We start from the raw sequence: 23947 nt of genomic DNA on the forward strand, positions 1-23947 counted from the left end.
GATTTTGTTAAAGTTTAGTGGATTACCGCAACACGGGATCTCAATTCGGAATTGTGGCATAATGCCGCGTTTATCACACTTTTCGCAGGAATCTCTCCGTGTTAGTTACCAGCAACGTCACTATGCAGTTTGGCAGTAAGCCGCTGTTCGAAAACATTTCCGTCAAATTTGGCGGCGGCAACCGTTACGGCCTGATTGGTGCCAACGGTAGCGGAAAATCCACCTTTATGAAGATCCTCGGCGGTGACCTGGAGCCAACGCTCGGTAACGTGTCGCTCGACCCTAACGAGCGCATCGGTAAGCTGCGTCAGGATCAGTTCGCCTTCGAAGAGTTCACCGTGCTCGACACCGTGATCATGGGGCACGCGGAGCTGTGGGAAGTGAAGCAGGAGCGCGATCGTATCTACGGTCTTGCTGAGATGAGCGAAGAAGATGGTTACAAAGTGGCCGACCTGGAAACGCAATACGGCGAAATGGACGGCTACTCTGCGGAAGCGCGTGCGGGCGAACTGCTGCTGGGCGTCGGTATTCCGGTTGAACAGCATTACGGCCCGATGAGCGAAGTCGCGCCAGGCTGGAAGCTGCGTGTGCTGCTGGCACAGGCGCTGTTCTCTAACCCGGACATCCTGCTGCTCGACGAACCGACGAACAACCTGGACATCGACACCATCCGCTGGCTGGAGCAGACCCTGAACGATCGCGACAGCACCATGATCATCATCTCGCACGACCGTCACTTCCTGAACATGGTGTGTACTCACATGGCGGATCTGGACTACGGCGAGCTGCGCGTTTATCCGGGCAACTACGATGAGTACATGACGGCGGCAACCCAGGCGCGCGAGCGTCTGCTGGCCGACAACGCCAAGAAGAAAGCGCAGATTGCTGACCTGCAATCCTTCGTCAGCCGCTTCAGCGCCAACGCCTCTAAATCGCGCCAGGCAACGTCGCGTGCCCGTCAGATCGACAAAATCAAGCTGGAAGAGGTTAAAGCCTCCAGCCGTCAGAACCCGTTCATCCGCTTCGAGCAGGACAAGAAGCTGTTCCGTAACGCGCTGGAAGTGGAAGCCCTCACCAAAGGCTTCGATGAAGGCCCGCTGTTCAAAAACTTCAACCTGCTGCTGGAAGTGGGCGAGAAGATTGCCATCCTCGGCGCCAACGGCGTGGGTAAATCCACTATGCTGAAAACCCTGGTCGGTGAACTGCAACCGGATAACGGTACCGTGAAATGGTCTGAAAACGCGCAGATTGGTTACTACGCGCAGGACCATGAATATGAGTTTGAAAACGATCTGACCGTCTTCGACTGGATGAGCCAGTGGAAGCAGGAAGGCGACGACGAACAAGCGGTACGCAGCATTCTGGGGCGTCTGCTGTTCAGCCAGGACGACATCAAAAAGCCCGCCAAAGTGCTCTCCGGTGGTGAAAAGGGCCGTATGCTGTTCGGCAAGCTGATGATGGAAAAACCGAATATTCTGGTGATGGACGAACCGACTAACCACCTGGATATGGAATCTATTGAGTCGCTGAACATGGCGCTGGAGATGTATCAGGGCACCCTGATCTTCGTCTCTCACGACCGGGAGTTCGTCAGCTCACTGGCGACCCGCGTGATCGAAATTACGCCAGAGCGCGTGGTGGACTTCACCGGTAACTACGAAGATTACCTGCGCAGTAAAGGTATCGAGAGTTAAAAAAATAGCCGGGTGGCGGCTTCGCCTTACCCGGCCTACGGTCTATCCCCTCTCCCTGTGGGAGAGGGTTAGGGTGAGGGCAACAGGCCGCACTATACCACCCACTCGCCCCCTTCAACTCCGTTCACCCGCAACGTACGTTTTTCCCCCGCCGGTAATGACACCTTCAGCGCCTTCCATGCCGGACGATAGTCGCCGCGCGCATTCACCTTCAGGTTGATACTTGCGCCGTCGCACACCATCTCCCATTCCACCCACAGCGCATTGCCGTTCTGGTAGCCCCAGCTTTCGCCGTCATCCTCAAACAGCAGCCCGGCGGTGGTGCCGACGCCTTTCACCGGGAACAGTTTCAGCTCACGGGTATCGTCTTTATCTGCGCTCACGTGACGGATGCGCTCGCTGAGCGGCAAACCGGCCCCGGCGCGTACCAGCAGCGGCAGCTTTTCCAGCGGCGCATCAAGGACGATCGATTGCCCGCCCGCATACCACGCGTGAGTGTAAAAATCGTACCAGCCGGTTTCGTTATCCGGCAGCCAGACGCGGCGCTCGCGCTGCCCGGCTTCGACGACGCTGGCCACCAGCAGGTCACGGCCCAGCAGGAAGTCGTCGCACTCTTCAAACGTCTGCGCATCGTGCTCATGATCGAGGAAGGTCGGGCGCAGCATCGGCTCGTCGTCGGCGTGCGCCTGCCAGAGCAGGGTGTAGAGATACGGCAGCAGGCGGTAGCGCAGTTCAATGGCGCTGCGAATCGCAGGCGTGACGCCCGGGTACATCCACGGCTCGTTCACCGTGTGATCATCGTTCCACGAATGAATGGTAAAGCGCGGGTGCATCACGCCGTTCTGTACCCAGCGCACGAACAGCTCGGCATCCGGCTTGTCGCCGGAGAAACCGCCGACGTCGTGACCGACGTTGAACAGTCCGGACAGGCTCATGCCCAGCCCCATGCGGATGTTATAACGCAGGGTGTCCCAGTTGGTGCGGTTGTCGCCGCTCCAGGTCTGAACGTAGCGCTGCATCCCGGCGCAGCCGGAGCGGGAGATCAGATACGGACGTTTCTCCGGCGCAAAGCGCTGCTGCGCTTCCAGCGAGGCGCGCATCATCAGCAGCGGCATCACCGGGCGAATGTGCTTGATGGCGATCTCCTGACCGAAGCCATAGCAGCGCGCTTCCCCGTCCCACACTTCATACTCGTTGTTGTCGTTCCAGGTGGAGTCGATGCCCATCTCCAGCAGCTGCGTGGTCACGCCGTTCTGCCACCACTGCACCGTCTGCGGGTTGGTGAAGTCGAGATGCGATCCTTCGTCATCCCAGAAGCTGGAACGTTCAGGCGCATCGGTTTCTGAATCACGAATGAACAGGCCGCGTTCCGCCACTTCGCTGTAGCGGGGATGATCCTGCAACAGACACGGCTTGATGTTGGCCGCAAGCCGCAGCCCCGCGTCGTGGAACGCCTGGCTCATCACCTTCGGCTGCGGCACTTTGTCGTAGTTCCAGTTAAAGACGTAGCGCTTGCCGTTAATCGAGGTATAGCCGGAGGAGAGCTGGAACGAGTCGCACGGAATGGCATGCTCATCGCACAGGCGGATGAAGTTCATCAGCTGGTTTTGCGCATCCGGCGCGTCGGTGTAGTGCATGGTCGAGCCGCTGTAGCCCAGGCTCCACTTCGGTCCAAAGAACGTTTTCCCCGTCAGGCGCACGAAGGCTTTCGTCACGTCCAGCGCACGCTTGCCGGTAAAGATGTAGTAGTCAATATCGCCCGCTTCCGCCTGCCAGCGGCGGTAGGCGGTGTGATAGTTGTCGATCTCGTTACCCAGATCCAGCCAGCAGCTGCTCAGGTTATCGTAGAACAGACCGTAGCTCACGTCATCGCGACGGGTGAGGGTGAACGGGATGTGCTTGTAAAGCGGATCGGTGCTGGCCGCGTTATAGCCCATCGCGTCCAGGTTACGCATCTCATAGCGTTTGCCGTTGCGCTGTAAATCACCCGCTTTCTCACCCAGACCGTAAAAACGTTCATCCTTACGACGGCTAAGATAGTGCGCCACGCCGTCACCGTGGGCGTTCAGCAGGTAGGCGCTGGTCGGGCGGTCATTGACCAGCGGCTGCCACTCGCCCGCCTCATTGCGGTAGTGCCACTCCAGCCACAGCGGCTGGTGGACGGTGACGCGCAGCTGTTCAGTCGCTACGGTTAACGTGTCGTCCTGCTGCGTCAGCGTCCAGGCAGGGCAGGTGAAGCCGCTGACATCGTCACGACGGCGGCCTTCCCACGGCACATCTTGTTCCGGCGCGATGCTCCAGGTGCGGTTCAGCGCCAGCTCGCCTTTACGTTTGATCAGCACACGGAACAGATTCTCTTCCAGCACATACAGGCACAGGCGGTGCTGGTTATCGATTAGCAGTTCCAGATGATTCGCCGACTGCGTATCGACGGTCCAGTTTTTCAGGGTTTTCATATGCAATACATCCACTATCAGGCGCGCTTGGCGCGACGTTCAGCAATAAATGCCACCAGGAAAACAGCGCCAAGCAGGTCAAAGAAGCCCATGGCGATAAAGAGCGGGTTAAAGCCGATTTTGTCGGCGGTCACCCCAATCAAAAGGGAGAACAGGAAGCTGGCGATCCACGCCGCCGAGCCGCGCATGCCGTTGACCGTCGCCATCTGGCCTTTGTCGAACGACTCCACGACCAGCGCGCTAAGCATGCAGGAGATGATCTGGTGCCCGAAGCCGCCGATGGAGATCAGCACGATGGTGATATACGGGTCGCGGGTCACGGCCACGACGGCCAGAGAAATCATCAGAAACGCGCCGGTGACGGAGCTGGCTACCACCGAGTTGACGCGGGTGCAGCCAAACCAGCGGGTGTAGAGCCGGGTCAGGTAGCCGCTCGCCACGCTGCCGAGGTCGGCGGCCAGGAACGGCAGCCAGGCGAACATCGCGATCTGCTTCAGGTCCATGCCGTGCTCTTTGGCGAGGTACAGCGGCACCCAGAAGCTCAGCACGGCCCAGGCCGGTTCCGCCATAAAGGCCGGGATGGCGATGCCGTAGAACCGTTTGTTCTTCGAGACGGTTTTCAGCGCGGTCAGGAAGGGCAGTTTGACCGGCGCAGGTTCGTTATCCTGCTTGATAAACGCCAGCTCATCGCGGCTCAGGTTTGGGTGCTGTTCCGGGTTGTGATAAAACGCCCACCACAGAATCACCCACAGCAGCGCCAGCACGCCGGTAAACATAAACGCACCCTGCCAGCCGAACGACGCGTGGGCAAAGTAGATGATAGGCGGGGCCAGCATGGCCCCAATGGAGAAGCCTACCCCCGCCCAGCCTGCGGCAACAGGGCGCTCTGATTTCGGGAACCATTCACCGATGGTTTTGGCGTTCGCTGGCGTGGCGGCGGCCTCAGAGGCACCCATAAAGAAGCGCAGAATCGCCAGGTGCAGCCAGCTTCCGGCACCCGCGTGGAAGATACACATCAGCGCCCAGATCCCGGCGCAGACCATAAAGCCGATTTTCAGGCCGATAACGTCAATCAGCCAGCCGCACAGGGGCTGGAAAATGGTGTAGGCGATCTGGAACGCGCCGACGATCCAGGAGTACTGCTCGGTGGTGATCCCGAGGCTCTCTTTCAGTTCAGGGGCGAGAATACCTAACGAATTACGGGTGATGTAGTTAACGGTCACGCCGAGAAGAAACAGCACCAGTACGTACCAGCGCAGGTTCCTGATGACGCGACGTGTTTTGCTTGTCGCTACGGTGTTATTGATGTCCTGACTCATTTTCTTCTCCACAAGACGGACGGTAAGGGGACAAAGGTTCAGGTGTCACACAGCGTCAGGCGTTTGAAAGTTATCTGTTTTAGAGCGCTAAGCTGCTATACAACTAGTATGGAAGTTGTGTGACAGGTTCACCTTAAGAAAGAAATTGGGCAGGGAATAGTGGATTTTGTGCAAACTTTCTCATAACCGAGGTTTAATTTTCGGCATTATGGCCTTCTCGCAAGTTATTACCTGATAAACAAGTTGTGAGAATTTTTTCATTTCACATCCGGAGCCAGATCACAAAATGGACAAAAGGCTTAAAATCACCGAAATCGCCACCCGGACGCAGCTCTCCATCAGCACCGTTTCTCGCGTGCTGGCGGGGAAGGCAAACACCAGCGAAAAAGCACGGTCAAAGGTGCTGGCGTGCGCGCGGGAGCTGGGGGTAATGGACGGCATGGCGGCGGGGCGTCTGCTGCTTAACAGCCTGGTGGTGTTTGCCCCGCAGCGGGCGTTTGACGAGCGGTCCGACATCTTTTACTACCGCGTCATCCAGAGCGTGAGCAAAGGGCTGGCCTCGCACGAGGTTCGCCTGCGTTACTGTGCGCTGGAGGAGAACGACAGCGATGCCCAGCTGTTTCTGGCCCGCATGAACGAAGCGGACACCCAGGCGGCGATCCTCCTTGGTATCGACGATCCGCATATCCACGATCTGGCGGTAGACGTGGGCAAACCCTGTATGCTGATTAACTGCCGGGACCGCCACATGCGCCTGCCCGCCGTCGCGCCGGATCATCGCGCGATTGGCGAGCGGGCGGCAGAGTACCTGTTCGAGATGGGGCACCGGGAGGTGATGAACGTGCTGTGCCTGCGTCGCTACACCATGGAGCTGCGCCTGTCCGGGATCCGCGACGCGTGGCACGGTCATAACCTCAGGTTCAGCGACAGGCGCGACCTGCTAATGGTGTCCAGCTTCAGCGCCAGAGAGACGGAGCAGCTGGTAAGCGAGTGGCTTCACCAGCAGAAAGGGAAGGACCTGCCAACGGCGTTCCTGGTTGGTGGTGATTTTATGGCGGCGGGGACCATCAGCGCGCTGCAAAAACACGGTCTGCGCGTGCCGCAGGATGTCTCGGTGATGAGCATCGACGGCTTTAATCTCGCGGCGATTCAGGATGTGCCCTTAACCGCGGTACATGTTCCGCGTGATGAGCTGGGAACGGAAGCGGTGCATATGCTCCAGCAGCGGCTGATGCGCCCGGACGCGCCGGTGGGAACATTGCTGCTAAACGGCACGCTGACCGTGCGGGAGTCGGTCCGGCGGATACGTCAGGGGAAACGACGTACCGCCGTAGAGCGGGAAGGGCTGTACGACGGTTAAGCCATGCCCAGCGCGCGCCTGCCGTGGATGTTGAGATCGGCCACGGTAAAGCGGCCCTGCCAGCTTTTCTCATAATCCTCGCGCGGGAAATCGCCCGGTGACGCGCCGGTTTCCAGCGCTTCCTTGACCTTTTTCGCATAGGCGAGATTCTTCTCGCACATTGGCGCGGCAGGAATATACATCACGTTGCCCCAGCCCTGCTGATTTTCCACCGGCGCGACGGAGTGGATCACATCGCAGTGCCACCACACGGAATCACCGGCTTCCAGCGCCGGAATGCTGGTTAACGCTTCGATCAGCAGCGGATGCCACTTCTCAGAAATCGGCAGCACGCGCCCCGGCGCCACGCCGCACAGCTCGTCTTCCGGCACGTCGTCCAGCAGCGGACGCAGCAGAATATAGGCCATTGCCTCCGGGATCGGCACCACGTGCAGCAAGCCCTGTCCGGGGATCATGTCCGACAGCGCCGTCCAGCCCTGGAAGGTGCGGAACACCGAGCATTTGGTGGTGTTATCGACGGTGTACTCTTCCACTTCGGTACGATGCGCGGCATTCCACGGATCGTATTTCTCAACGTTGCCGTCAAACACGCGGGCAAAGACCTGCTGATAAGCGGGCAGCAGCCAGCGCTCCAGCGCGCCAGAATCGGTGTGTGCGCCAAGTCCTTTCGAGGTGGTTCCCGGCGGGCGGCGGCGGATGCGGTCAGGGTAAATCACGCTCACGTCCGGGTCGAACCACTGTTTACCGTTGCTCTCAAATGTCCATAAACGGTTCAGGAATGACTGTACCTGCGCCATCTCTTCACTCTGGCGCGCCTGCATTTGCGCCTGAGACCAGTAGATCGGATAAATCTCCGGACGAGAGGCCGTTAAGGTGCCGAAGAAGTTATCGCCGGGTCCTTTGTACACCTCGTCAAATTTGTTCAGATCGAGGTAGTCGAGCATCGACTGATCCCACGCCAGCGCCTGCTCGCGCGGGAAGTGGCCTTTGATCACCGCGCAGCCGCGAAGTTTAACGGCTTCGCGCTGTTCGGCGGTGATCGTGCCGTTTTTCACGTCGGCAAAAGGGATCACTGGCCAGACGGTTTCGCCTTTGTTTTTGAGAGCGTTGATTTCCGCCACGCGGGTGGCGATTTTATCGCTGAGCCGGTCGAACACCGCCTGCACGTCGCCGATCTGCGCGCGTAATTCACGTTTCATCTGACGGATTGCCGCTTTATGGTCCGCTGGCAACGTTTCGCTGGTAAAGGTCATAACTGCCTCGCATCTTTCATTCGAAAGTAAAAGTGTCTACAAGTGATACTTTAAGTTAAAAAAAAGTTAATGCAAGTTTAAAACCTTGACGGGTGCCACAGGATGGGAAAAGAGTGAGAGGCCGGAGCGAGGCTCCGGCAGGTAGGGGGATCAGGCGTCGAACGGGGAGTGCGCGTCGAGCACGGCCTGAATCACATTCAGCGCGCCCTGATGGTTGTTATCGTCGGTAGTGTAACGGCTGACCTCTTTAATGGTGTCCGCCGCGTTGCCCATCGCAAAGGAGTATTTCACCAGCTTCAGCATTTCCGCATCGTTGCCGCTGTCGCCAATGCCGACGCACGCCTGAGGTGAGACTTTCCAGCGTTTAAGCAGGCGGCTGATGCCGTTGGCCTTGTGCAGGCCGGGGATAATCAAATCGACAAAACCGAAGCCGCTGGTGACCGGCTTCATGATGCCGTCCAGGGAGACATGCAGTTTATCAACCAGATTCGGGATATCGCTGTCCGGCAGGTTCAGGGAGAATTTAAACAGCACGTCGTCAATTTCTCGGTAATCGCTGATGGGTTTTAAGCGATGGTAGTGTTTCGACATCAGCTTCACGAACGCTTCTGGTGCTTTATCGCTGACGTACGCGCTCTCCAGCCCGCAGGCCACAAAGTTCAGCCCTTTGTCTTTCAGCAACTCGCCAATGACGATCTGCGACTCATGACGCGTCAGTTCGCCGTGGAAAATCTGTTCGCCGTGATCGAAGACCAGCGCGCCGTTTTCCGCGACGAAGGAGATCTGATCTTTCAGCTCCGGGAAGAAGGAGATGAGCTGGTAATACTGGTTGCCGCTGGCGACAACAAATTCAATGTCGCGGGCTTTAAGCTGCTCAAACTGTGCCTGGAAGCGGTCACGATCGTACTGCTTGGCATCATCAAGGAAAGTTCCGTCCATATCGGTGACGATAACTTTTACGGTCATACTGTGCTCCTGGGTCACTGCGTTTGAAACATTCTAATAACAAGGTGACGGGGAGCACAAATTTAATTTCGAATGAAAGTCAGAAAGCCGGGTGGCGGCTTCGCCTTACCCGGCCTACGGGGGGACAATGTAGGCCCGGTAAGCGAAGCGCCACCGGGCGTTTTTTTTACAGCGTATGCTCAGTACGAGCGATAATATCGTCCTGCGCATCCGGCGACAGGGCGGTGAAGAACGCCGAGTAACCCGCGACGCGCACCACCAGGTCACGATACTGATCCGGGTGTTTCTTCGCTTCCAGCAGCGTTTCGCGGGAGACGATGTTGTACTGAATGTGCCAGCCTTTATGCACCTCGAAGAAGGTGCGCAGCAGCACCATCAGCTTCTGGCGATCGCTGTCGTTTTCCAGCGTCGACGGGTTCAGCTTCTGGTTTAGCAGCACTCCGCCGAGAATCGCTTCCGTCGGCAGTTTACCCACGGAGCCAATCACCGCCGTCGGGCCGAGGTGGTCGGTACCGGAGGCCGGGCTTGCCCCTTCCGCCAGCGGGGTGTGGGCTTTACGGCCGTCCGGCGTTGCCATGGTTGCTGCGCCAAACGGCACGTTTGCGGAGATAGACGACGTGCCCGCATAGTAGTTACCCCCAATCGGGCCGCGGCCGTAGCGTGGGTTATGGTACTGCTTCAGCTCTTCAATGTAGGTTTCGTAGGCACGGGCCAGCAGCAGGTCCACGCTGTCGTCGTCGTTGCCGTACTTCGGCGCGCCGTTGATCAGGCGCTGGCGCAGCTGCTCGTGGGTCAGCCCCTCGAAGTCATCCGCCAGCGCCGCCGCCAGCTGTTGCTGACCGATAACGCCCTGGTCAAACACCAGCTTCTTCACCGCTGCCAGGCTGTTGCCGAGGTTGGCGATCCCCACCTGTAGGCCGGAAACCCAGTCATACTTCGCGCCGCCCTGCTTAATGCTTTTCGCGCGTTCGATACAGTCGTCCACCAGCGCCGAGCAGAGAATATCGTGGACGTTCTCTTCCAGCATGGTGTCCACCACGTACTCGATCTCAATGGATTTGCGGGTGTAGTAGCGGATCTGGTTATCCCACGCCGCCATGACCTCATCAAAATTCCCGAAGTTACCGGCAGAAAGCGCTTTTTCCTGCGGCAGGAACACCTGGCCGCTGGTGGCGTCGCGACCGCCTTCCAGCGCCGCCAGCATCACGCGGGCGAAGTTGATAAAGCTCATGCCGGTGCAGCGATAGCCCCACTTGCCGCCGACGGCGGTTTCGATGCAGCCAATCGCCGCATAGTCATACGCGTCCTCTCGTTCCACGCCGAGCTTGATAAATTCCGGGATGACGATTTCATCGTTGTTAAACGCCGGCATCCCGAAGCCGCAGCGGATCACCTGCACGCAGGCGTCGAGGAAGTCGTTGCTCATGCCCGCGTGGTAGCGCACGCTCAGGTTCGGCTGGGTGGAGCGCAGACGGCCGCAGGATTCGAGAATGGCGTAAGAGAGCGGGTTGACCGCGTCCATCGGTTCACCGTTGACCAGCTTCTGGCCGCCGATGGTGACGTTCTGATACAGCGGGCTGCCCGCAGAGGCTTTGGAGTGCGAGCCGGAGCGGATTTTGTTCACTTCCAGCAGCTTCAGCCAGCAGCTGTGCAGCAGCTCAATGGCGTGCTCGCGATCCAGACTCTGGTCCAGCTCCACGTCGCGGCGATAGTATGGGTAAAGGTACTGGTCCATACGGGCAAAGGAGACGGAGTGACCGTTGGACTCAATTTGCAGGATCAGCTGAATGAAGTAGCACAGCTGTAGCGCCTGCCAGAAGGTTTTTGGCGGTTGGTGGGCGATGATGTCGCAGTTTTCCGCCATGGCCAGCAGCTCGTCGCGGCGGCTGTCGCGGGTTTCTGTTGCGGCCATTTCACGCGCCAGGTCGGCAAAGCGTTTGATGTGCAGGCTTACGGCTTCCAGCACGATATCAATGGCTTTCAGGAACTGGTCGCCGTGCAGATCGTCCAGCACCGTCAGGTTGATGCGCGACCGGCGCTCGGCCACTTTCGCACGCAGGCCGTCAAGCCCTTTCTCCAGCACCAGCGGGAAATTCACCGCCAGGTGTGCGTCACCGGAGGTCATGTTGCCTTCCGCTTTGATGATGCCGGTTTCCAGCAGGCCTTTCTGCTCGTCGGTGAACATGCCGTAGCAGCGGTCCTGCACCGTCTGGCCGCGCCACCACGGGCAGATCTCATGCAGCACGCGCTTGTTCTCTTCGCTCACCGCAAAGCCTGCGCCCGGGCGGTCCGCCAGATCGTCGATCTCTTTCTCAATCCAGGAGACGGTGTATTCCGGGAAAATCGGCGCGGCGCGCACTTCGCTTGCCTGGTTACCGATAATCAGCTCGTCGTGTTTGATCCAGATGGTACGTTTTGCCAGGTGGTGGGCCAGCGCCAGTGCGCGACGTACCGGGATCGGCTTGTCCAGATGCTGCTGATACATTTCGGTATAATGCTGTGCGCGCTCGGTACAGACCGGCGGCTTAACGATATGCACCAGCGCCGTTTTGTGCGCCTTAATGCGCTCGCTGAGGGTGTTGAGATTCAGGGTTGTCATAGGTTTATCCTCGTAAGGTCGCGGTTAACCCTTTCTGGCAGGCGTACTGCTGCGCAAAGTCCAGCAGGGCAGGGTTATCCAGCGGTTTGTCAGGGGCAGAGTAGGGTTGGCCGAGCAGGGTGTATTTGTTCATGCCCAGCGTGTGATACGGCAGAAAATGAATATCGTGAACGCCGAGTTCGTCGGCGGCGAAATTGGTAATGGCGGTAACCGACGTTTCATCGGCGTTAAAGCCCTGGACCAGCGGCACGCGAATGGTGATTTTTTTCCCGGCGGCAGCCAGGCGCTTCAGGTTGTCCAGGATCCGTCTGGCTGAGCCATCGGTCCACTGTTTGAATACGTCACTGTCCACATGCTTCAGGTCCGCCAGGAACAGATCGACATACGGCAGTGACGGCTCGATATAATGCCAGGGGACGTGAAGGCAGGTTTCAACGGCGGTATGAATGCCTTGTTCATGGCTGGCTTTAAACAGGGCATGTGCCAGCGCCGGGTTCATGAACGGCTCGCCGCCGGAGAGGGTGATCCCGCCGCCGCTGCGGTCGTAGAAGGGCTTGTCGCGCAGCACGGTGGCCATAATCTCCTCCACCTGCTTCTCTTCACCGCAGACGGTAAGCGCCTGGGTCGGGCAGCAGTCGGTAAGGGCAGTGAGCGTCTCGTCGTTAAGCTTCTCACGATGAATGACCAGCCCGTTCAGCGCGCGTTCAACACACCCCGGCGCGGCCTGCTGACACAGGTCACAGCCGTCCAGGCACAGACGGGCATCAAACAGGACGTCCCGCGTGCGGGAGCGGCTTTCCGGGTTCTGACACCAGCGACAGCCCAGCGAGCAGCCTTTCAGGAATACCACGGTTCGAATACCGGGGCCGTCGTGGGTGGAGTAACGCTGTATATTGAAGATCATTGTCTTGCCCTCTAATTACATATGAAGATTAAATTACTTTCGAATGAAAGTTATCTTGATATGGGTCAATTCCTGAGCAGGTTTTGCTGTGATAGGGTAAGTGCAGGCTAATTTTGAGGGTGACATCATGGAACTTTATCTCGACACATCTGACGTTGCGGCAGTCAAAAAGCTGGCGCGTATCTTCCCGCTGGCGGGCGTGACCACTAACCCAAGCATTGTGGCGGCGGGTAAAACGCCTCTGGAAGAGCTGCTGCCCGCGCTGCACGACGCGCTGGGCGGCAAGGGCCGGCTGTTCGCTCAGGTGATGGCGAAGACCGCCGAGGGAATGGTGGAAGACGCACGTAAGCTGCGCACGATAATCAATGACCTGGTGGTGAAAGTGCCCGTGACCGCAGAAGGGCTGGCGGCGATCAAAATGCTGAAAGCAGAAGGGATCCCGACGCTGGGTACGGCGGTGTACGGCGCAGCACAGGGGATGCTCTCCGCACTGGCGGGGGCTGAGTATGTGGCTCCTTATGTGAACCGCGTGGACGCGCAGGGCGGGGACGGGATCCAGACGGTGGTTGAGCTGCAACAGCTGCTGACCCTGCATGCCCCGCAGTCAAAAGTGCTGGCGGCGAGCTTTAAAACCCCGCGCCAGGCGCTGGACTGCCTGCTGGCTGGGTGCGAGTCCATCACGCTGCCGCTGGACCTGGCGCAGCAGTTTATTACCTCTCCGGCCGTGGATGCGGCAATTGTGAAGTTTGAGCAGGACTGGCAGGGGGCGTTTGTGCGGACGTCTGTCTGATGCGGTTGCCGGGTGGCGCTAACGCTTACCCGGCCTACGTTTGCATCGCTGTTGCCGGGTGGCGCCGTTTGAGCCGTTGTAGGTCGGGTAAGGCGAAGCCGCCACCCGACTTTTTTATTTGCTGCACACCTCACACCCGGGGTTACGCATCAGCTTCATCTCGCGAAACTGGCAGGTCATCGCGTCATACATCACGATTTTACCCGCTGCGGGCGTGCCGTAGTGCGCCAGCACTTTGATCGCCTCCATCGCCTGCAAGGAACCGATAACGCCAACCAGCGGCGCCATCACGCCCGCCTCGACGCAGGTCAGCGCATTCTCGCCAAACAGACGGCTCAGGCAGCGGTAGCAGGGCTCTCCTTCAGCGTAGGTGAAGACGGTGATTTGTCCCTCCATGCGGATGGCCGCGCCGGAAATCAGCGGCGTTTTATGGGCAAAGCAACCCGCATTGAGCTGGTTGCGAATGGCGACGTTATCGGTGCAGTCCAGCACCAGGTCATGCCGTGCAATCTGGGCAAACAGCGCGTCGTCATCCAGCATCGCGTCAATCAGGGTGAACTGAACGTTGGGGTTAATGCGCGCCAGCGCCGTGCGTGCTGATTCCACTTTAGGCTGACCGACCGTCGCGTCGCTGTGCAGCGTCTGGCGTTGCAGGTTGGACACCGACACGGTGTCGAAATCCAGCAGCGTCATGCGGCCGACACCCGCCGCAGCCAGATATTGCGCTGCCGCGCAGCCCAGCCCGCCAAGACCCACAACCAGCACTCTGGCCGCCTTGAGCGCTTCCTGGCCCTCGAAATCAAACCCGCGCAGCACGATCTGGCGGTTATAGCGCATCATCTCCGGGTCGCTCAGTTCCACCGTCATGTCAGCCTCCGAACAGGTGGTTAAAGCGTTCAACTTCAACCCATTCGCCCGCCGCAACGTGGCCGCGATCGCGCTCCAGCACGATAAAGCAGTTACCCTGACTGAAGGAGCTAAAGATGTGCGAACCCTGATGCCCGGTGGTGCTCACCTCCAGCTCGCCGTCGGCGTTGCGCGCCAGAATGCCGCGCTGGAAATCGAGACGGCCCGGTGATTTTTTGAGGCGCGTTGCCGCCCGCATGCGCACACGCTCCGGCAGCGGGCTGGCATTGTTGCCTGAAAGCTTCGCCAGCAGCGGGATCACCAGCTGGTAGAAGGTCAGCGCGGCAGAGACCGGGTTACCCGGCAGGCCACAGAACCAGCTGTGCGGAAGTTTGCCAAACGCGAACGGTTTGCCCGGTTTAATCGCCAGCTTCCAGAAGGCGATTTCACCCAGCTCTTCAAGCAGGGTTTTGGTGTAATCCGCTTCGCCAACCGATACGCCGCCGGAGCTGATCACCACGTCGGCAGAGGCGTCAGCGTCGATAAACGCCGCGCGCAGTTTTTGCGGATCGTCAGGAATGATACCGAGGTTAATCACCTCACAGCCCAGCTGCTCAAGCATCAGGTGCACCGCCAGACGGTTGGTGTCGTAAATCTGCCCCTCGTTCAGCGGCTGACCCGGAAGCTGTAGCTCGTCTCCCGTGGAGAACACCGCCACGCGCACTTTGCGGACCACGTCAATCTCCGCGATGCCAAGCGATGCCAGCACCGGCAGTTCGGCGACCGTCAGCTTTTGCCCGGCGGCAAAGACCGTTGCGCCCAGGGTAATGTCTTCCCCGATGTGGCGGATATTCTGTCCCGCTTTGACGCTGGCGGTAAAACGCACGCCGTCGTCAGTTTGTTCGGTCTCTTCCTGCATCACCACGGCTTCACAGCCCTTTGGCACCGGTGCCCCGGTCATAATGCGCACGCAGGTGCCCGCTGGCCACTCACCGTTGAACGGCTGCCCGGCAAACGCTTTACCTGCCACCGGCAGCGGCTGACCCGTTTGCAGATCCGCCAGACGTACGGCATAGCCGTCCATCGCCGCGTTATCGAACCCCGGCACGTTCAGCGGCGAGACGATATCGCGCGCGGCAATACGGCCAAAACAGCGCACAAGCGGCAGCGTCTCAACGTCGTGCAGGGGAGTAATGCGGTCAAGCATCTGCGAGAGTGCCGTCTCAAGCGGCATCAGTCCGGCGGTAAAATCCATGGTGGGCTCCTGCGGAGTAACAACGAAAGCGCTCATTATGGCAGAAAAGTGCGGCTAACTGTATGACCCGATGGGTGTACGCTTTACATCACAGTTGCGTCTTTCTATATTCAAAAATCATCTGAAGATTCGTCGACGATAATGATATTTATAGAAAAAGCAGCCAGCCAGGCTGATGGGTGATGCGAAATGAGTAAAGCGGTTATCGCAATTCATGGCGGTGCCGGGGCAATCACCCGTGCACAGCTCAGTCCCGAGCAGGAGAAGCGTTATATTGATGCGCTGAACGCCATTGTGGAAACAGGCCAGCGGATGCTGGAAGCGGGCGACAGCGCGCTGGACGTGGTGACCGAAGCAGTACGTCTGCTGGAGGAGTGCCCGCTGTTTAATGCCGGTATTGGCTCGGTCTTTACGCGCGATGAAACGCACGAGCTGGATGCCTGCGTGATGGACGGCGTCACCCTGAAGGCGGGCGCGGTAGCGGGCGTCAGCCGTCTGCGTAATCCGGTGCTGGCCGCGCGTCTGGTGATGGAACAAAGCCCGCATGTGCTGCTGGCCGGGGCGGGGGCGGAAAAATTTGCCGTCGAGCACGGGATGGACACGGTCTCGCCCGATCTTTTCTCCACCGAGGAGCGTTACCGGCAACTGCTGGAGGCCCGTACAGCGGGGATGACGCAGCTGGACCATGCCGCGCCGCTCGATGAACGCAGCAAAATGGGCACGGTAGGCGCGGTGGCGCTGGATAAAGCCGGTAATCTCGCCGCCGCGACGTCGACAGGCGGTATGACCAACAAACTTCCCGGTCGCGTCGGCGACAGCCCGCTGCCGGGGGCCGGGTGTTACGCCAATAACGCCACCGCGGCGGTGTCATGCACCGGCACCGGTGAAGTGTTTATCCGCGCGCTGGCGGCCTACGACATTACCGCGCTAATGGATTACGGCGGATTAAGCCTGAGTGAGGCCTGCGAGCGGGTAGTGATGGAGAAACTGCCGGCGCTGGGCGGGATTGGCGGCTTAATTGCGGTGGATCGGGAGGGCAACGTGGCTCTGCCGTTCAACAGTGAAGGGATGTACCGGGCGTGGGGGTATGCCGGCGATGCGCCCAGCACAGGCATTTATCGTGAATAAGGGGGCATTGCGTGCCGCACCGTGAAGAGCTGGACAACTGCGAAGTGCTGGCTGTCCACCAACTGAATATTGCGTTTCAGGAAGAGCGGCAGTTCATCCCCGCAGTACAGAATTTATCGTTTTCGCTCAGGCGCGGCGAGACGCTGGCGATTGTTGGCGAATCAGGTTCCGGTAAATCCGTTACCGCGCTGGCGCTGATGCGTCTGCTTGAGCAGACGGGCGGGCAGGTCACCAGCGAGCGGATGCTGTTGCGCCGTCGCAACCGTCAGGTTATCGATCTCAACGAGCTCAGTGCGTCCCAGATGCAGGGGGTGCGCGGGGCAGATATTGCGATGATTTTTCAGGAGCCGATGACCTCCCTGAACCCGGTTTTTCCGGTGGGCGAGCAGATTGCCGAATCTATCCGCCTGCATCAGGGACTGAGCGGTGATGAGGCGCTCAACGAAGCAAAACGGATGCTGGAGCTGGTGCGTATCCCTGAGGCGCACGCGATTTTGTCCCGCTATCCGCATCAGCTTTCCGGCGGCATGCGCCAGCGGGTGATGATTGCGATGGCGCTGTCGTGCCGTCCGGCGGTGCTCATTGCGGACGAACCCACCACGGCGCTGGATGTCACCATTCAGGCCCAGATCCTGCAACTGATTAAGGTGTTGCAGCAGGAGATGGAGATGGGGGTGATTTTCATCACCCATGATATGGGGGTGGTGGCGGATATTGCCGATCGGGTGCTGGTTATGCATCAGGGCAATGCCGTGGAAACCGGCACGGTGGAGCAGGTCTTTCATGCGCCGGTGCATCCTTATACCAAAGCGCTACTGGCGGCGGTCCCGCGTCTGGGGGCCATGAATGGCAGTGATTTTCCGCGCCGTTTTCCGCTGTTCTCACAGACCGAACAGGGCCAGCAGGAAGACGAAACCGAGCAGGATACGGTGGTTCCCGGCAGGCCAATCCTCGAAGTGCGTGACCTGGTGACCCGTTTCCCGCTGCGTAGCGGGATCCTCAATCGCGTGAAGCGCGAAGTGCATGCGGTTGAAAACGTCAGTTTTGATCTCTGGCCGGGCGAAACGCTGGCGCTGGTGGGGGAGTCCGGCTGCGGTAAATCCACCACCGGGCGGGCGCTGCTCAGGCTGGTGGCGTCGCAGGAGGGGAGCATCACCTTCAACGGTGAGCGCATCGACACGCTCCCTAACAGTAAATTGCAGGCGGTGCGCCGGGATATTCAGTTTATATTCCAGGATCCTTATGCGTCGCTCGATCCGCGCCATACGGTGGGGTACTCGATTATGGAGCCGCTGCGGGTGCATAACCTGCTCGACGGTGAAGCCGCGCAGCGCCGCGTCGCATGGCTGCTGGAGCGCGTGGGCCTGAAGCCGGAGCATGCCTGGCGTTATCCGCACGAATTTTCTGGCGGTCAGCGCCAGCGTATCTGCATTGCGAGGGCATTGGCCCTCAATCCGAAAGTGGTGATTGCGGATGAGTCCGTGTCAGCGCTGGATGTCTCTATCCGCGCGCAAATCATCAATCTCCTGCTCGATTTACAGCGGGATTTGGGCATTGCGTTTCTGTTTATCTCCCACGATATGGCGGTGGTGGAGCGGATCAGCCATCGCGTGGCGGTGATGTACATGGGGCAAATTGTTGAAATCGGCCCCCGTCGGGCGGTGTTTGAAAACCCGCAGCACCCTTACACCCGCAAGCTGATGGCTGCCGTACCGGTTGCCGATCCTGAGCATCGTCACGCCCAGCGCGTGCTGTTGCAGGACGAAATGCCGAGCAATATTCGTAAACGGGGCGAAACCCTGGAGCGCGTGGCGCTGCGTGAGGTGGGACCCGGTCATTTTGTCGCACCACCGCGTCAGGGCAATGCATTCTCGCGGTTATAACTTACAACAGGCAGGAGAACACAATGGTTCCTTTTGTTGCTCGTAAATGGCTGCTGGCCGCGAGCGTGACGGCTGCGCTGGCCGCCGCCCCCGCGTTCGCGGCGAAAGATGTGGTGGTGGCTGTGGGGTCTAACTTCACGACCCTGGATCCGTATGATGCCAACGACACTCTTTCTCAGGCGGTGGCAAAATCCTTCTACCAGGGGCTGTTCGGCCTGGACCGCGAAATGAAGCTGAAAAACGTGCTGGCGGAAGGCTATACCGTGTCGGACGACGGGCTGGTCTATACCGTTAAGCTCCGTACCGGCGTGAAGTTCCAGGATGGCACCGACTTCAACGCCGAGGCGGTTAAGGTCAACCTGGATCGTGCCAGCAATCCGGAAAACGGTCTTAAACGCTACAACCTGTATAAAAATATCGCCCAAACCGAGGTGGTTGATCCGGCAACGGTGAAGATCACCCTCAAAGAGCCGTTCTCGGCGTTTATCAATATCCTGGCGCATCCCGCGACGGCGATGATTTCGCCCGCCGCCCTGAAAAAATACGGCAAAGAGATTGGATTCCACCCGGTGGGGACCGGACCGTACGAACTGCTCACCTGGAACCAGACCGATTTTGTGAAGGTGAAAAAATTCGCCGGATACTGGCAGCAGGGGCTGCCGAAGCTGGATACCATCACCTGGCGGCCGGTAGTGGACAACAACACCCGCGCCGCAATGCTGCAAACCGGCGAAGCGCAGTTTGCCTTCCCGATCCCGTACGAACAGGCTGCGCTGCTGGCGAAAAACAGCAAGCTGGAACTGGTGGCCAGCCCGTCGATTATGCAGCGCTACATCAGCATGAACGTCACGCAGAAACCGTTTGATAACCCGAAGGTGCGTGAAGCCATCAACTACGCCATTAACCGCCAGGCGCTGGTGAAGGTGGCCTTTGCCGGCTACGCCACCCCGGCGACGGGCGTGATGCCGCCAACCATTGAGTACGCGCAAAGCTATCAGCCGTGGCCTTACGATCCGGCGAAAGCGCGGGAACTGCTGAAAGAGGCGGGCTATCCGAACGGCTTTAGCACTACGCTGTGGTCGTCGCATAACCACAGTACCGCGCAGAAGGTGCTGCAATTTACCCAGCAGCAGCTGGCGCAGGTGGGTATTAAAGCCAGGGTCACGGCGATGGATGCCGGACAGCGAGCGGCGGAAGTGGAAGGCAAAGGACAGAAAGAGAGCGGCGTGCGGATGTTCTACACCGGCTGGACGGCTTCAACCGGAGAAGCGGACTGGTCCCTGTCGCCGCTTTTTGCTTCCCAGAACTGGCCGCCAACGCTGTTCAATACCGCGTTCTACAGTAATCCGCAGGTGGATAAAGATCTGGCCGATGCCCTGAAAACCACCAAACCGGAAGAGAAAGCACGCCTGTACAAAGAGGCGCAGGACATTATCTGGAAAGAGTCGCCGTGGGTGCCGCTGGTGGTGGAAAAACTGGTCTCAGCCCACAACAAAGCGCTGACCGGTTTTTACATCATGCCGGATACGGGCTTTAGCTTTGATGACGCGGATTTGAAATAAAACTCATGCTGAATTATGTGTGTAAACGCCTGCTGGGGCTTATCCCGACGCTGCTGATTGTGGCCGTGCTGGTGTTTTTGTTTGTCCATATGCTGCCCGGCGATCCGGCGCGTTTGATTGCCGGACCGGAAGCGGATGCGACGGTTATTGAACTGGTGCGTAAACAGCTCGGTCTTGACCAGCCGCTGTACAGGCAATTTCTGCGTTACATTGGCAATGTCCTTCAGGGCGATTTCGGCATCTCAATGGTGTCGCGTCGTCCGGTGTCGGAGGAGATTGCCAGCCGCTTTATGCCTACCTTCTGGTTAACGATTGCCAGTATGAGCTGGGCGGTTGTCTTTGGCCTGGGCGCGGGGATTGTCGCCGCCGTCTGGCGCAACCGCTGGCCGGATAAGCTCGGTATGGCGCTGGCGGTCACCGGCATCTCTTTCCCGGCGTTTGCGCTGGGCATGCTGCTGATGCAGATTTTCTCCGTCGAGCTGGGCTGGTTGCCGACCGTCGGGGCCGACACCTGGAAGCACTACATTCTGCCCTCTATGACGCTAGGCGCGGCCGTTGCGGCGGTTATGGCCCGGTTTACCCGCGCCTCGTTTGTCGACGTGCTGAGCGAAGATTACATTCGCACCGCGCGGGCAAAAGGGGTGAGTGAGAAATGGGTCATTCTGAAGCATGGTTTTCGTAATGCGATGATCCCGGTGGTCACGATGATGGGGCTACAGTTCGGCTTCCTGCTGGGGGGCTCTATCGTGGTTGAGAAGGTCTTTAACTGGCCGGGGCTGGGGCGCCTGCTGGTCGACTCGGTCGATATGCGTGACTATCCGGTTATTCAGGCTGAAGTCCTGCTTTTCTCGCTGGAGTTTATTCTTATCAACTTAGTGGTGGATGTGCTTTACGCCGCCATTAACCCGGCCATCAGGTATAAGTAAGATGCGATTACTGAACTGGCGTCGCCAGGCCATTTTAAACGCTATGCCGGGGATCAGGCCGGACCATATTCGCACCCCGTGGGTTGAGTTCTGGCGTCGATTCCGTCGTCAGCCCGTCGCTATGGTCGCCGGGTTGTTTGTGTTACTGCTGATCCTGGTGGCGATTATCGCCCCCTGGATAGCCCCGTTTGATGCGGAAAACTACTTCGACTACGACCGGCTGAACGATGGTCCGTCGATGATGCACTGGTTTGGCGTGGACTCGCTCGGGCGCGATATTTTTAGCCGCGTGCTGGTAGGGGCGCAGATCTCACTGGCGGCCGGGGTCTTCGCGGTGCTGATGGGCGCAGCAATTGGCACCGTGCTGGGGCTGGTGGCCGGGTACTACGAAGGCTGGTGGGACCGCATCATCATGCGTATCTGCGACGTGCTGTTTGCCTTTCCCGGTATTCTGCTGGCGATTGCCGTGGTGGCGGTGATGGGCAGCGGCATGGCGAACGTCATTATCGCCGTGGCGGTATTCTCGATTCCCGCTTTCGCGCGTCTGGTACGTGGCAACACGCTGGTGCTGAAGCAGCAGACCTTTATCGAGTCGGCGCGCAGCATGGGAGCCAGCGATGCCACCATCCTGTTCAGCCATATTCTGCCGGGAACGGTCTCGTCTATCGTGGTCTATTTCACCATGCGCATAGGCGTGTCGATTATCTCGGCGGCCAGCCTGTCGTTTCTGGGGTTAGGGGCACAGCCGCCGACGCCGGAGTGGGGCGCGATGCTGAACGAGGCGCGGGCGGATATGGTGATTGCGCCACACGTGGCGATCTTCCCGAGCCTGGCGATTTTCCTGACCGTGCTGGCGTTTAACCTGCTGGGGGATGGGCTGCGCGACGCGCTGGACCCGAGGATTAAGGGGTAGTGCAGTGAAATGTGCCGGGTGGCGGCTACGCCTTACCCGGCCTACAAAAGGGAAACAGGGTGTTTAAACCCGGCTACCCCACAGGTCATACTCATCCGCGTTTTCAACCTTCACGCGAATAATATCACCCGGCTTAACCTGTGTTTCGCCGTTCAGGTACACCGCGCCATCGATTTCCGGTGCATCCGCCATGCTGCGGCCAATCGCGCCTTCTTCGTCCACTTCGTCGATAATCACCAGAATTTCGCGGCCCACTTTCTCCTGCAAGCGTTCAGCAGAGATCTGCTGTTGTAGCTGCATAAAGCTGTTCCAGCGCTCCTCTTTTACCTCTTCCGGTACCTGGTCCGCCAGCTCGTTGGCCGTTGCGCCTTCAACCGGGCTGTACTTGAAGCAGCCGACGCGATCCAGACGCGCCTCTTTCAGGAAGTCGAGCAGCATCTGGAAATCTTCTTCGGTTTCACCCGGGAAGCCGACAATAAAGGTGGAGCGCAGGGTCAGATCCGGGCAAATCTCACGCCACTGCTTGATGCGCGCCAGTTGGCGATCCACGGAGCCAGGACGTTTCATCAGCTTCAGAATGCGCGGGCTGGCGTGCTGTAGCGGGATATCCAGATACGGCAGGATTTTGCCTTCCGCCATCAGCGGGATCACATCGTCAACGTGCGGATAAGGGTAGACGTAGTGCAGGCGCGTCCAGATCCCGAGCTTAGCCAGCTGCTCGCACAGGCCGACCATGCTGGTTTTCACCGGCTCGCCGTTGTGGAAACCGGAGCGGTGTTTGACGTCCACACCGTAGGCGGAGGTGTCCTGGGAGATGACCAGCAGCTCCTTCACGCCCGCGTCGGCCAGGCGTTTGGCTTCTGCCAGCACCTCGCCAATCGGACGGCTCACCAGATCGCCACGCATCGACGGGATGATGCAGAAGGTACAGCGGTGGTTGCAGCCTTCGGAAATTTTCAGGTAGGCGTAGTGGCGCGGCGTCAGCTTCACGCCCTGTTCCGGCACCAGGCTCAGGAACGGGTTGTGCTTTGGTTTAGGTACGTAGTGATGAACATGTTCCAGCACCTGCTCGTAGCTGTGCGGGCCGGTGATCTCCAGCACTTTTGGGTGCACTTCGCGGATCTGATCCACCTTCGCGCCCAGGCAGCCGGTGACAATCACTTTGCCGTTTTCCGTCAGGGCTTCACCAATGGCTTCCAGTGACTCCTGGACCGCGCTGTCGATGAACCCGCAGGTGTTGACGATCACCATGTCGGCGTTGTCGTAGCTTGGCACCACGTCATAGCCTTCAGTGCGAAGTTCAGTCAGGATGCGTTCGGAGTCCACCAGGTTCTTCGGGCAGCCGAGGGAGACAAAGCCGATTTTCGGCGGGTGCGTAACATTGCTCATAGGTTAAAAATTCATCAATTATGGAGTTATCAGGGCGGGATTTTACAGCGTATCGCGGGGGATTTATACACTCTTGATGGCGCAGTTGAGGCGGGCAATCGTTGTAACATTGTAAAGAATGTTAATCAGTTATCGTTTATTGATCTCAGGCATTACATTGTACAAAAAATGACCTTATCCTTAATAAGGTAACATGGCTGACAGGGGAGGAAATAGCATGTCCGTTGACAGACTGAAACGCGATCTGCTTAACAAGCTGATCAACGCCCGAATCGACCTGGCCGCATATCTGCAACTCCGCAAGGCTAAAGGGTATATGTCAGTCAGCGAAAGCGAAAATCTGCGTGATAACTTCTTTGAACTTTGCAATTTCATGCGTGAAAAAGCACCCATCCTGAAAGCGCACTACGCTGAAAGCGAATTAGTGGCGCTGCGCCGCGCCGCCGAGGTGCTCTCCATCGCCGGAGTCTGTTTGATGAACGGACGTCACGACTGCCCGAATTTTATTGCCGTTAACGCGGAGAAGCTTGAAAACTGCCTGACCACGCTCGCGCTTTGCATCATGTGTCTGAACAAGCCGGAAACGCTTGCCCGGCACTGAACCCGGGGGAGGCAACTCCCCCTTCTGATTAAGCTTTTGTAAAAGTGGTAACGCACCCGGGAACAGTGGCTAATCTTTAAGCCATATGTCGATAAAGGAGTGC

General features: G+C 58.7%; 18 protein-coding genes. 9 read left to right on the forward strand and 9 right to left on the reverse strand.

Translation table 11 applies throughout. From position 1 onward, the window contains the following. Window positions 1–98: 98 nt before the first annotated feature. Window positions 99–1694, forward strand: coding sequence for an ABC-F family ATPase (locus ACQG1Y_RS07470; RefSeq protein WP_003858434.1), 1596 nt, complete (start codon window positions 99–101; stop codon window positions 1692–1694). A gap of 92 nt (window positions 1695–1786) precedes the next feature. On the opposite strand, the gene ACQG1Y_RS07475 is transcribed toward ACQG1Y_RS07470, so the two are convergent. Together ACQG1Y_RS07475 and ACQG1Y_RS07480 are read right to left on the reverse strand one after the other, a co-directional pair. Then, complete coding sequence (locus tag ACQG1Y_RS07475; RefSeq protein WP_368740474.1) at window positions 1787–4150, reverse strand: glycoside hydrolase family 31 protein; 2364 nt, start codon at window positions 4148–4150, stop codon at window positions 1787–1789. 17 nt (window positions 4151–4167) lie between these two features. Further along, window positions 4168–5469, reverse strand: coding sequence for an MFS transporter (locus ACQG1Y_RS07480; RefSeq protein ID WP_017384901.1), 1302 nt, complete (start codon window positions 5467–5469; stop codon window positions 4168–4170). Between the two features lie 286 nt (window positions 5470–5755). On the opposite strand from ACQG1Y_RS07480, the gene ACQG1Y_RS07485 reads away from it, so the two are divergent. After that, complete coding sequence (locus tag ACQG1Y_RS07485; RefSeq protein ID WP_426736723.1) at window positions 5756–6829, forward strand: LacI family DNA-binding transcriptional regulator; 1074 nt, start codon at window positions 5756–5758, stop codon at window positions 6827–6829. On the opposite strand, the gene ACQG1Y_RS07490 is transcribed toward ACQG1Y_RS07485, so the two are convergent. The 4 genes from ACQG1Y_RS07490 to ACQG1Y_RS07505 form a co-directional block, all read right to left on the reverse strand. Then, window positions 6826–8082: a DUF1479 domain-containing protein gene (locus ACQG1Y_RS07490; protein ID WP_033486348.1), complete on the reverse strand. Its 1257-nt coding sequence runs from the start codon at window positions 8080–8082 to the stop codon at window positions 6826–6828. The genes ACQG1Y_RS07485 and ACQG1Y_RS07490 overlap by 4 nt on opposite strands. 150 nt (window positions 8083–8232) lie before the next feature. Then, on the reverse strand, window positions 8233–9048 hold the full coding sequence (locus tag ACQG1Y_RS07495; protein ID WP_032671264.1) for a Cof-type HAD-IIB family hydrolase: 816 nt from the start codon (window positions 9046–9048) through the stop codon (window positions 8233–8235). 166 nt (window positions 9049–9214) lie between these two features. Beyond that, window positions 9215–11647: a formate C-acetyltransferase/glycerol dehydratase family glycyl radical enzyme gene (locus ACQG1Y_RS07500; protein ID WP_368740475.1), complete on the reverse strand. Its 2433-nt coding sequence runs from the start codon at window positions 11645–11647 to the stop codon at window positions 9215–9217. Between the two features lie 4 nt (window positions 11648–11651). Further along, a complete protein-coding gene (locus ACQG1Y_RS07505) occupies window positions 11652–12551 on the reverse strand; it encodes a glycyl-radical enzyme activating protein (protein WP_426736724.1) in 900 nt (299 codons plus the stop codon). A 127-nt stretch (window positions 12552–12678) separates the two neighbouring features. Here ACQG1Y_RS07505 and fsa point away from each other — a divergent pair, with 127 nt between their 5' ends. Further along, window positions 12679–13341 carry a fructose-6-phosphate aldolase gene (gene fsa / locus ACQG1Y_RS07510; protein ID WP_426736725.1) on the forward strand — a complete coding sequence of 221 codons (663 nt, stop codon included), beginning with the start codon at window positions 12679–12681 and terminating at the stop codon, window positions 13339–13341. A gap of 114 nt (window positions 13342–13455) precedes the next feature. On the opposite strand, the gene moeB is transcribed toward fsa, so the two are convergent. Continuing rightward, window positions 13456–14208: a molybdopterin-synthase adenylyltransferase MoeB gene (gene moeB, locus ACQG1Y_RS07515; protein ID WP_368740476.1), complete on the reverse strand. Its 753-nt coding sequence runs from the start codon at window positions 14206–14208 to the stop codon at window positions 13456–13458. A gap of 1 nt (window position 14209) precedes the next feature. Continuing rightward, the gene (moeA, locus tag ACQG1Y_RS07520) at window positions 14210–15442 is read right to left on the reverse strand and encodes a molybdopterin molybdotransferase MoeA (RefSeq protein WP_150325698.1); all 1233 of its coding nucleotides are present in this window, start codon (window positions 15440–15442) and stop codon (window positions 14210–14212) included. A 189-nt stretch (window positions 15443–15631) separates the two neighbouring features. On the opposite strand from moeA, the gene iaaA reads away from it, so the two are divergent. Genes iaaA through gsiD form a run of 5 tightly spaced genes read left to right on the forward strand, consistent with a single transcriptional unit; the run spans window position 15632 to window position 21854 of the window. Next, a complete protein-coding gene (gene iaaA / locus ACQG1Y_RS07525) occupies window positions 15632–16570 on the forward strand; it encodes a beta-aspartyl-peptidase (protein ID WP_015571030.1) in 939 nt (312 codons plus the stop codon). A gap of 11 nt (window positions 16571–16581) precedes the next feature. Continuing rightward, a complete protein-coding gene (gene gsiA, locus ACQG1Y_RS07530) occupies window positions 16582–18453 on the forward strand; it encodes a glutathione ABC transporter ATP-binding protein GsiA (protein WP_023296179.1) in 1872 nt (623 codons plus the stop codon). Between the two features lie 23 nt (window positions 18454–18476). Further along, the gene (gene gsiB, locus ACQG1Y_RS07535; protein WP_015571028.1) at window positions 18477–20015 is read left to right on the forward strand and encodes a glutathione ABC transporter substrate-binding protein GsiB; all 1539 of its coding nucleotides are present in this window, start codon (window positions 18477–18479) and stop codon (window positions 20013–20015) included. 5 nt (window positions 20016–20020) lie between these two features. Continuing rightward, the gene (gene gsiC / locus ACQG1Y_RS07540) at window positions 20021–20941 is read left to right on the forward strand and encodes a glutathione ABC transporter permease GsiC (RefSeq protein ID WP_006809475.1); all 921 of its coding nucleotides are present in this window, start codon (window positions 20021–20023) and stop codon (window positions 20939–20941) included. Between the two features lies 1 nt (window position 20942). Next, window positions 20943–21854 carry a glutathione ABC transporter permease GsiD gene (gene gsiD / locus ACQG1Y_RS07545; protein WP_015571027.1) on the forward strand — a complete coding sequence of 304 codons (912 nt, stop codon included), beginning with the start codon at window positions 20943–20945 and terminating at the stop codon, window positions 21852–21854. Window positions 21855–21917: 63 nt separating this feature from the next. Here the strand turns inward: gsiD and rimO are convergent, their stop codons facing one another. After that, on the reverse strand, window positions 21918–23243 hold the full coding sequence (rimO, locus tag ACQG1Y_RS07550) for a 30S ribosomal protein S12 methylthiotransferase RimO (RefSeq protein WP_368740478.1): 1326 nt from the start codon (window positions 23241–23243) through the stop codon (window positions 21918–21920). 217 nt (window positions 23244–23460) lie between these two features. On the opposite strand from rimO, the gene bssR reads away from it, so the two are divergent. Continuing rightward, window positions 23461–23844, forward strand: a complete 384-nt coding sequence (gene bssR / locus ACQG1Y_RS07555; RefSeq protein WP_003858412.1) for a biofilm formation regulator BssR — start codon at window positions 23461–23463, stop codon at window positions 23842–23844. Window positions 23845–23947: the final 103 nt, after the last annotated feature.

It is taken from the genome of Enterobacter cloacae complex sp. 397G4 (assembly GCF_050031515.1).
Lineage (GTDB): Bacteria > Pseudomonadota > Gammaproteobacteria > Enterobacterales > Enterobacteriaceae > Enterobacter > Enterobacter hormaechei_C.

Coding starts and splice junctions, on each gene's coding strand:
- ACQG1Y_RS07475 (WP_368740474.1), bottom strand. CDS start 4,150: ATGAAAACCCTGAAAAACTGGACCGTCGATACGCAGTCGGCGAATCAT.
- ACQG1Y_RS07480 (WP_017384901.1), bottom strand. CDS start 5,469: ATGAGTCAGGACATCAATAACACCGTAGCGACAAGCAAAACACGTCGC.
- ACQG1Y_RS07485 (WP_426736723.1), top strand. CDS start 5,756: ATGGACAAAAGGCTTAAAATCACCGAAATCGCCACCCGGACGCAGCTC.
- ACQG1Y_RS07490 (WP_033486348.1), bottom strand. CDS start 8,082: ATGACCTTTACCAGCGAAACGTTGCCAGCGGACCATAAAGCGGCAATC.
- ACQG1Y_RS07495 (WP_032671264.1), bottom strand. CDS start 9,048: ATGACCGTAAAAGTTATCGTCACCGATATGGACGGAACTTTCCTTGAT.
- ACQG1Y_RS07500 (WP_368740475.1), bottom strand. CDS start 11,647: ATGACAACCCTGAATCTCAACACCCTCAGCGAGCGCATTAAGGCGCAC.
- ACQG1Y_RS07505 (WP_426736724.1), bottom strand. CDS start 12,551: ATGATCTTCAATATACAGCGTTACTCCACCCACGACGGCCCCGGTATT.
- fsa (WP_426736725.1), top strand. CDS start 12,679: ATGGAACTTTATCTCGACACATCTGACGTTGCGGCAGTCAAAAAGCTG.
- moeB (WP_368740476.1), bottom strand. CDS start 14,208: ATGACGGTGGAACTGAGCGACCCGGAGATGATGCGCTATAACCGCCAG.
- moeA (WP_150325698.1), bottom strand. CDS start 15,442: ATGGATTTTACCGCCGGACTGATGCCGCTTGAGACGGCACTCTCGCAG.
- iaaA (WP_015571030.1), top strand. CDS start 15,632: ATGAGTAAAGCGGTTATCGCAATTCATGGCGGTGCCGGGGCAATCACC.
- gsiB (WP_015571028.1), top strand. CDS start 18,477: ATGGTTCCTTTTGTTGCTCGTAAATGGCTGCTGGCCGCGAGCGTGACG.
- gsiC (WP_006809475.1), top strand. CDS start 20,021: ATGCTGAATTATGTGTGTAAACGCCTGCTGGGGCTTATCCCGACGCTG.
- gsiD (WP_015571027.1), top strand. CDS start 20,943: ATGCGATTACTGAACTGGCGTCGCCAGGCCATTTTAAACGCTATGCCG.
- rimO (WP_368740478.1), bottom strand. CDS start 23,243: ATGAGCAATGTTACGCACCCGCCGAAAATCGGCTTTGTCTCCCTCGGC.
- bssR (WP_003858412.1), top strand. CDS start 23,461: ATGTCCGTTGACAGACTGAAACGCGATCTGCTTAACAAGCTGATCAAC.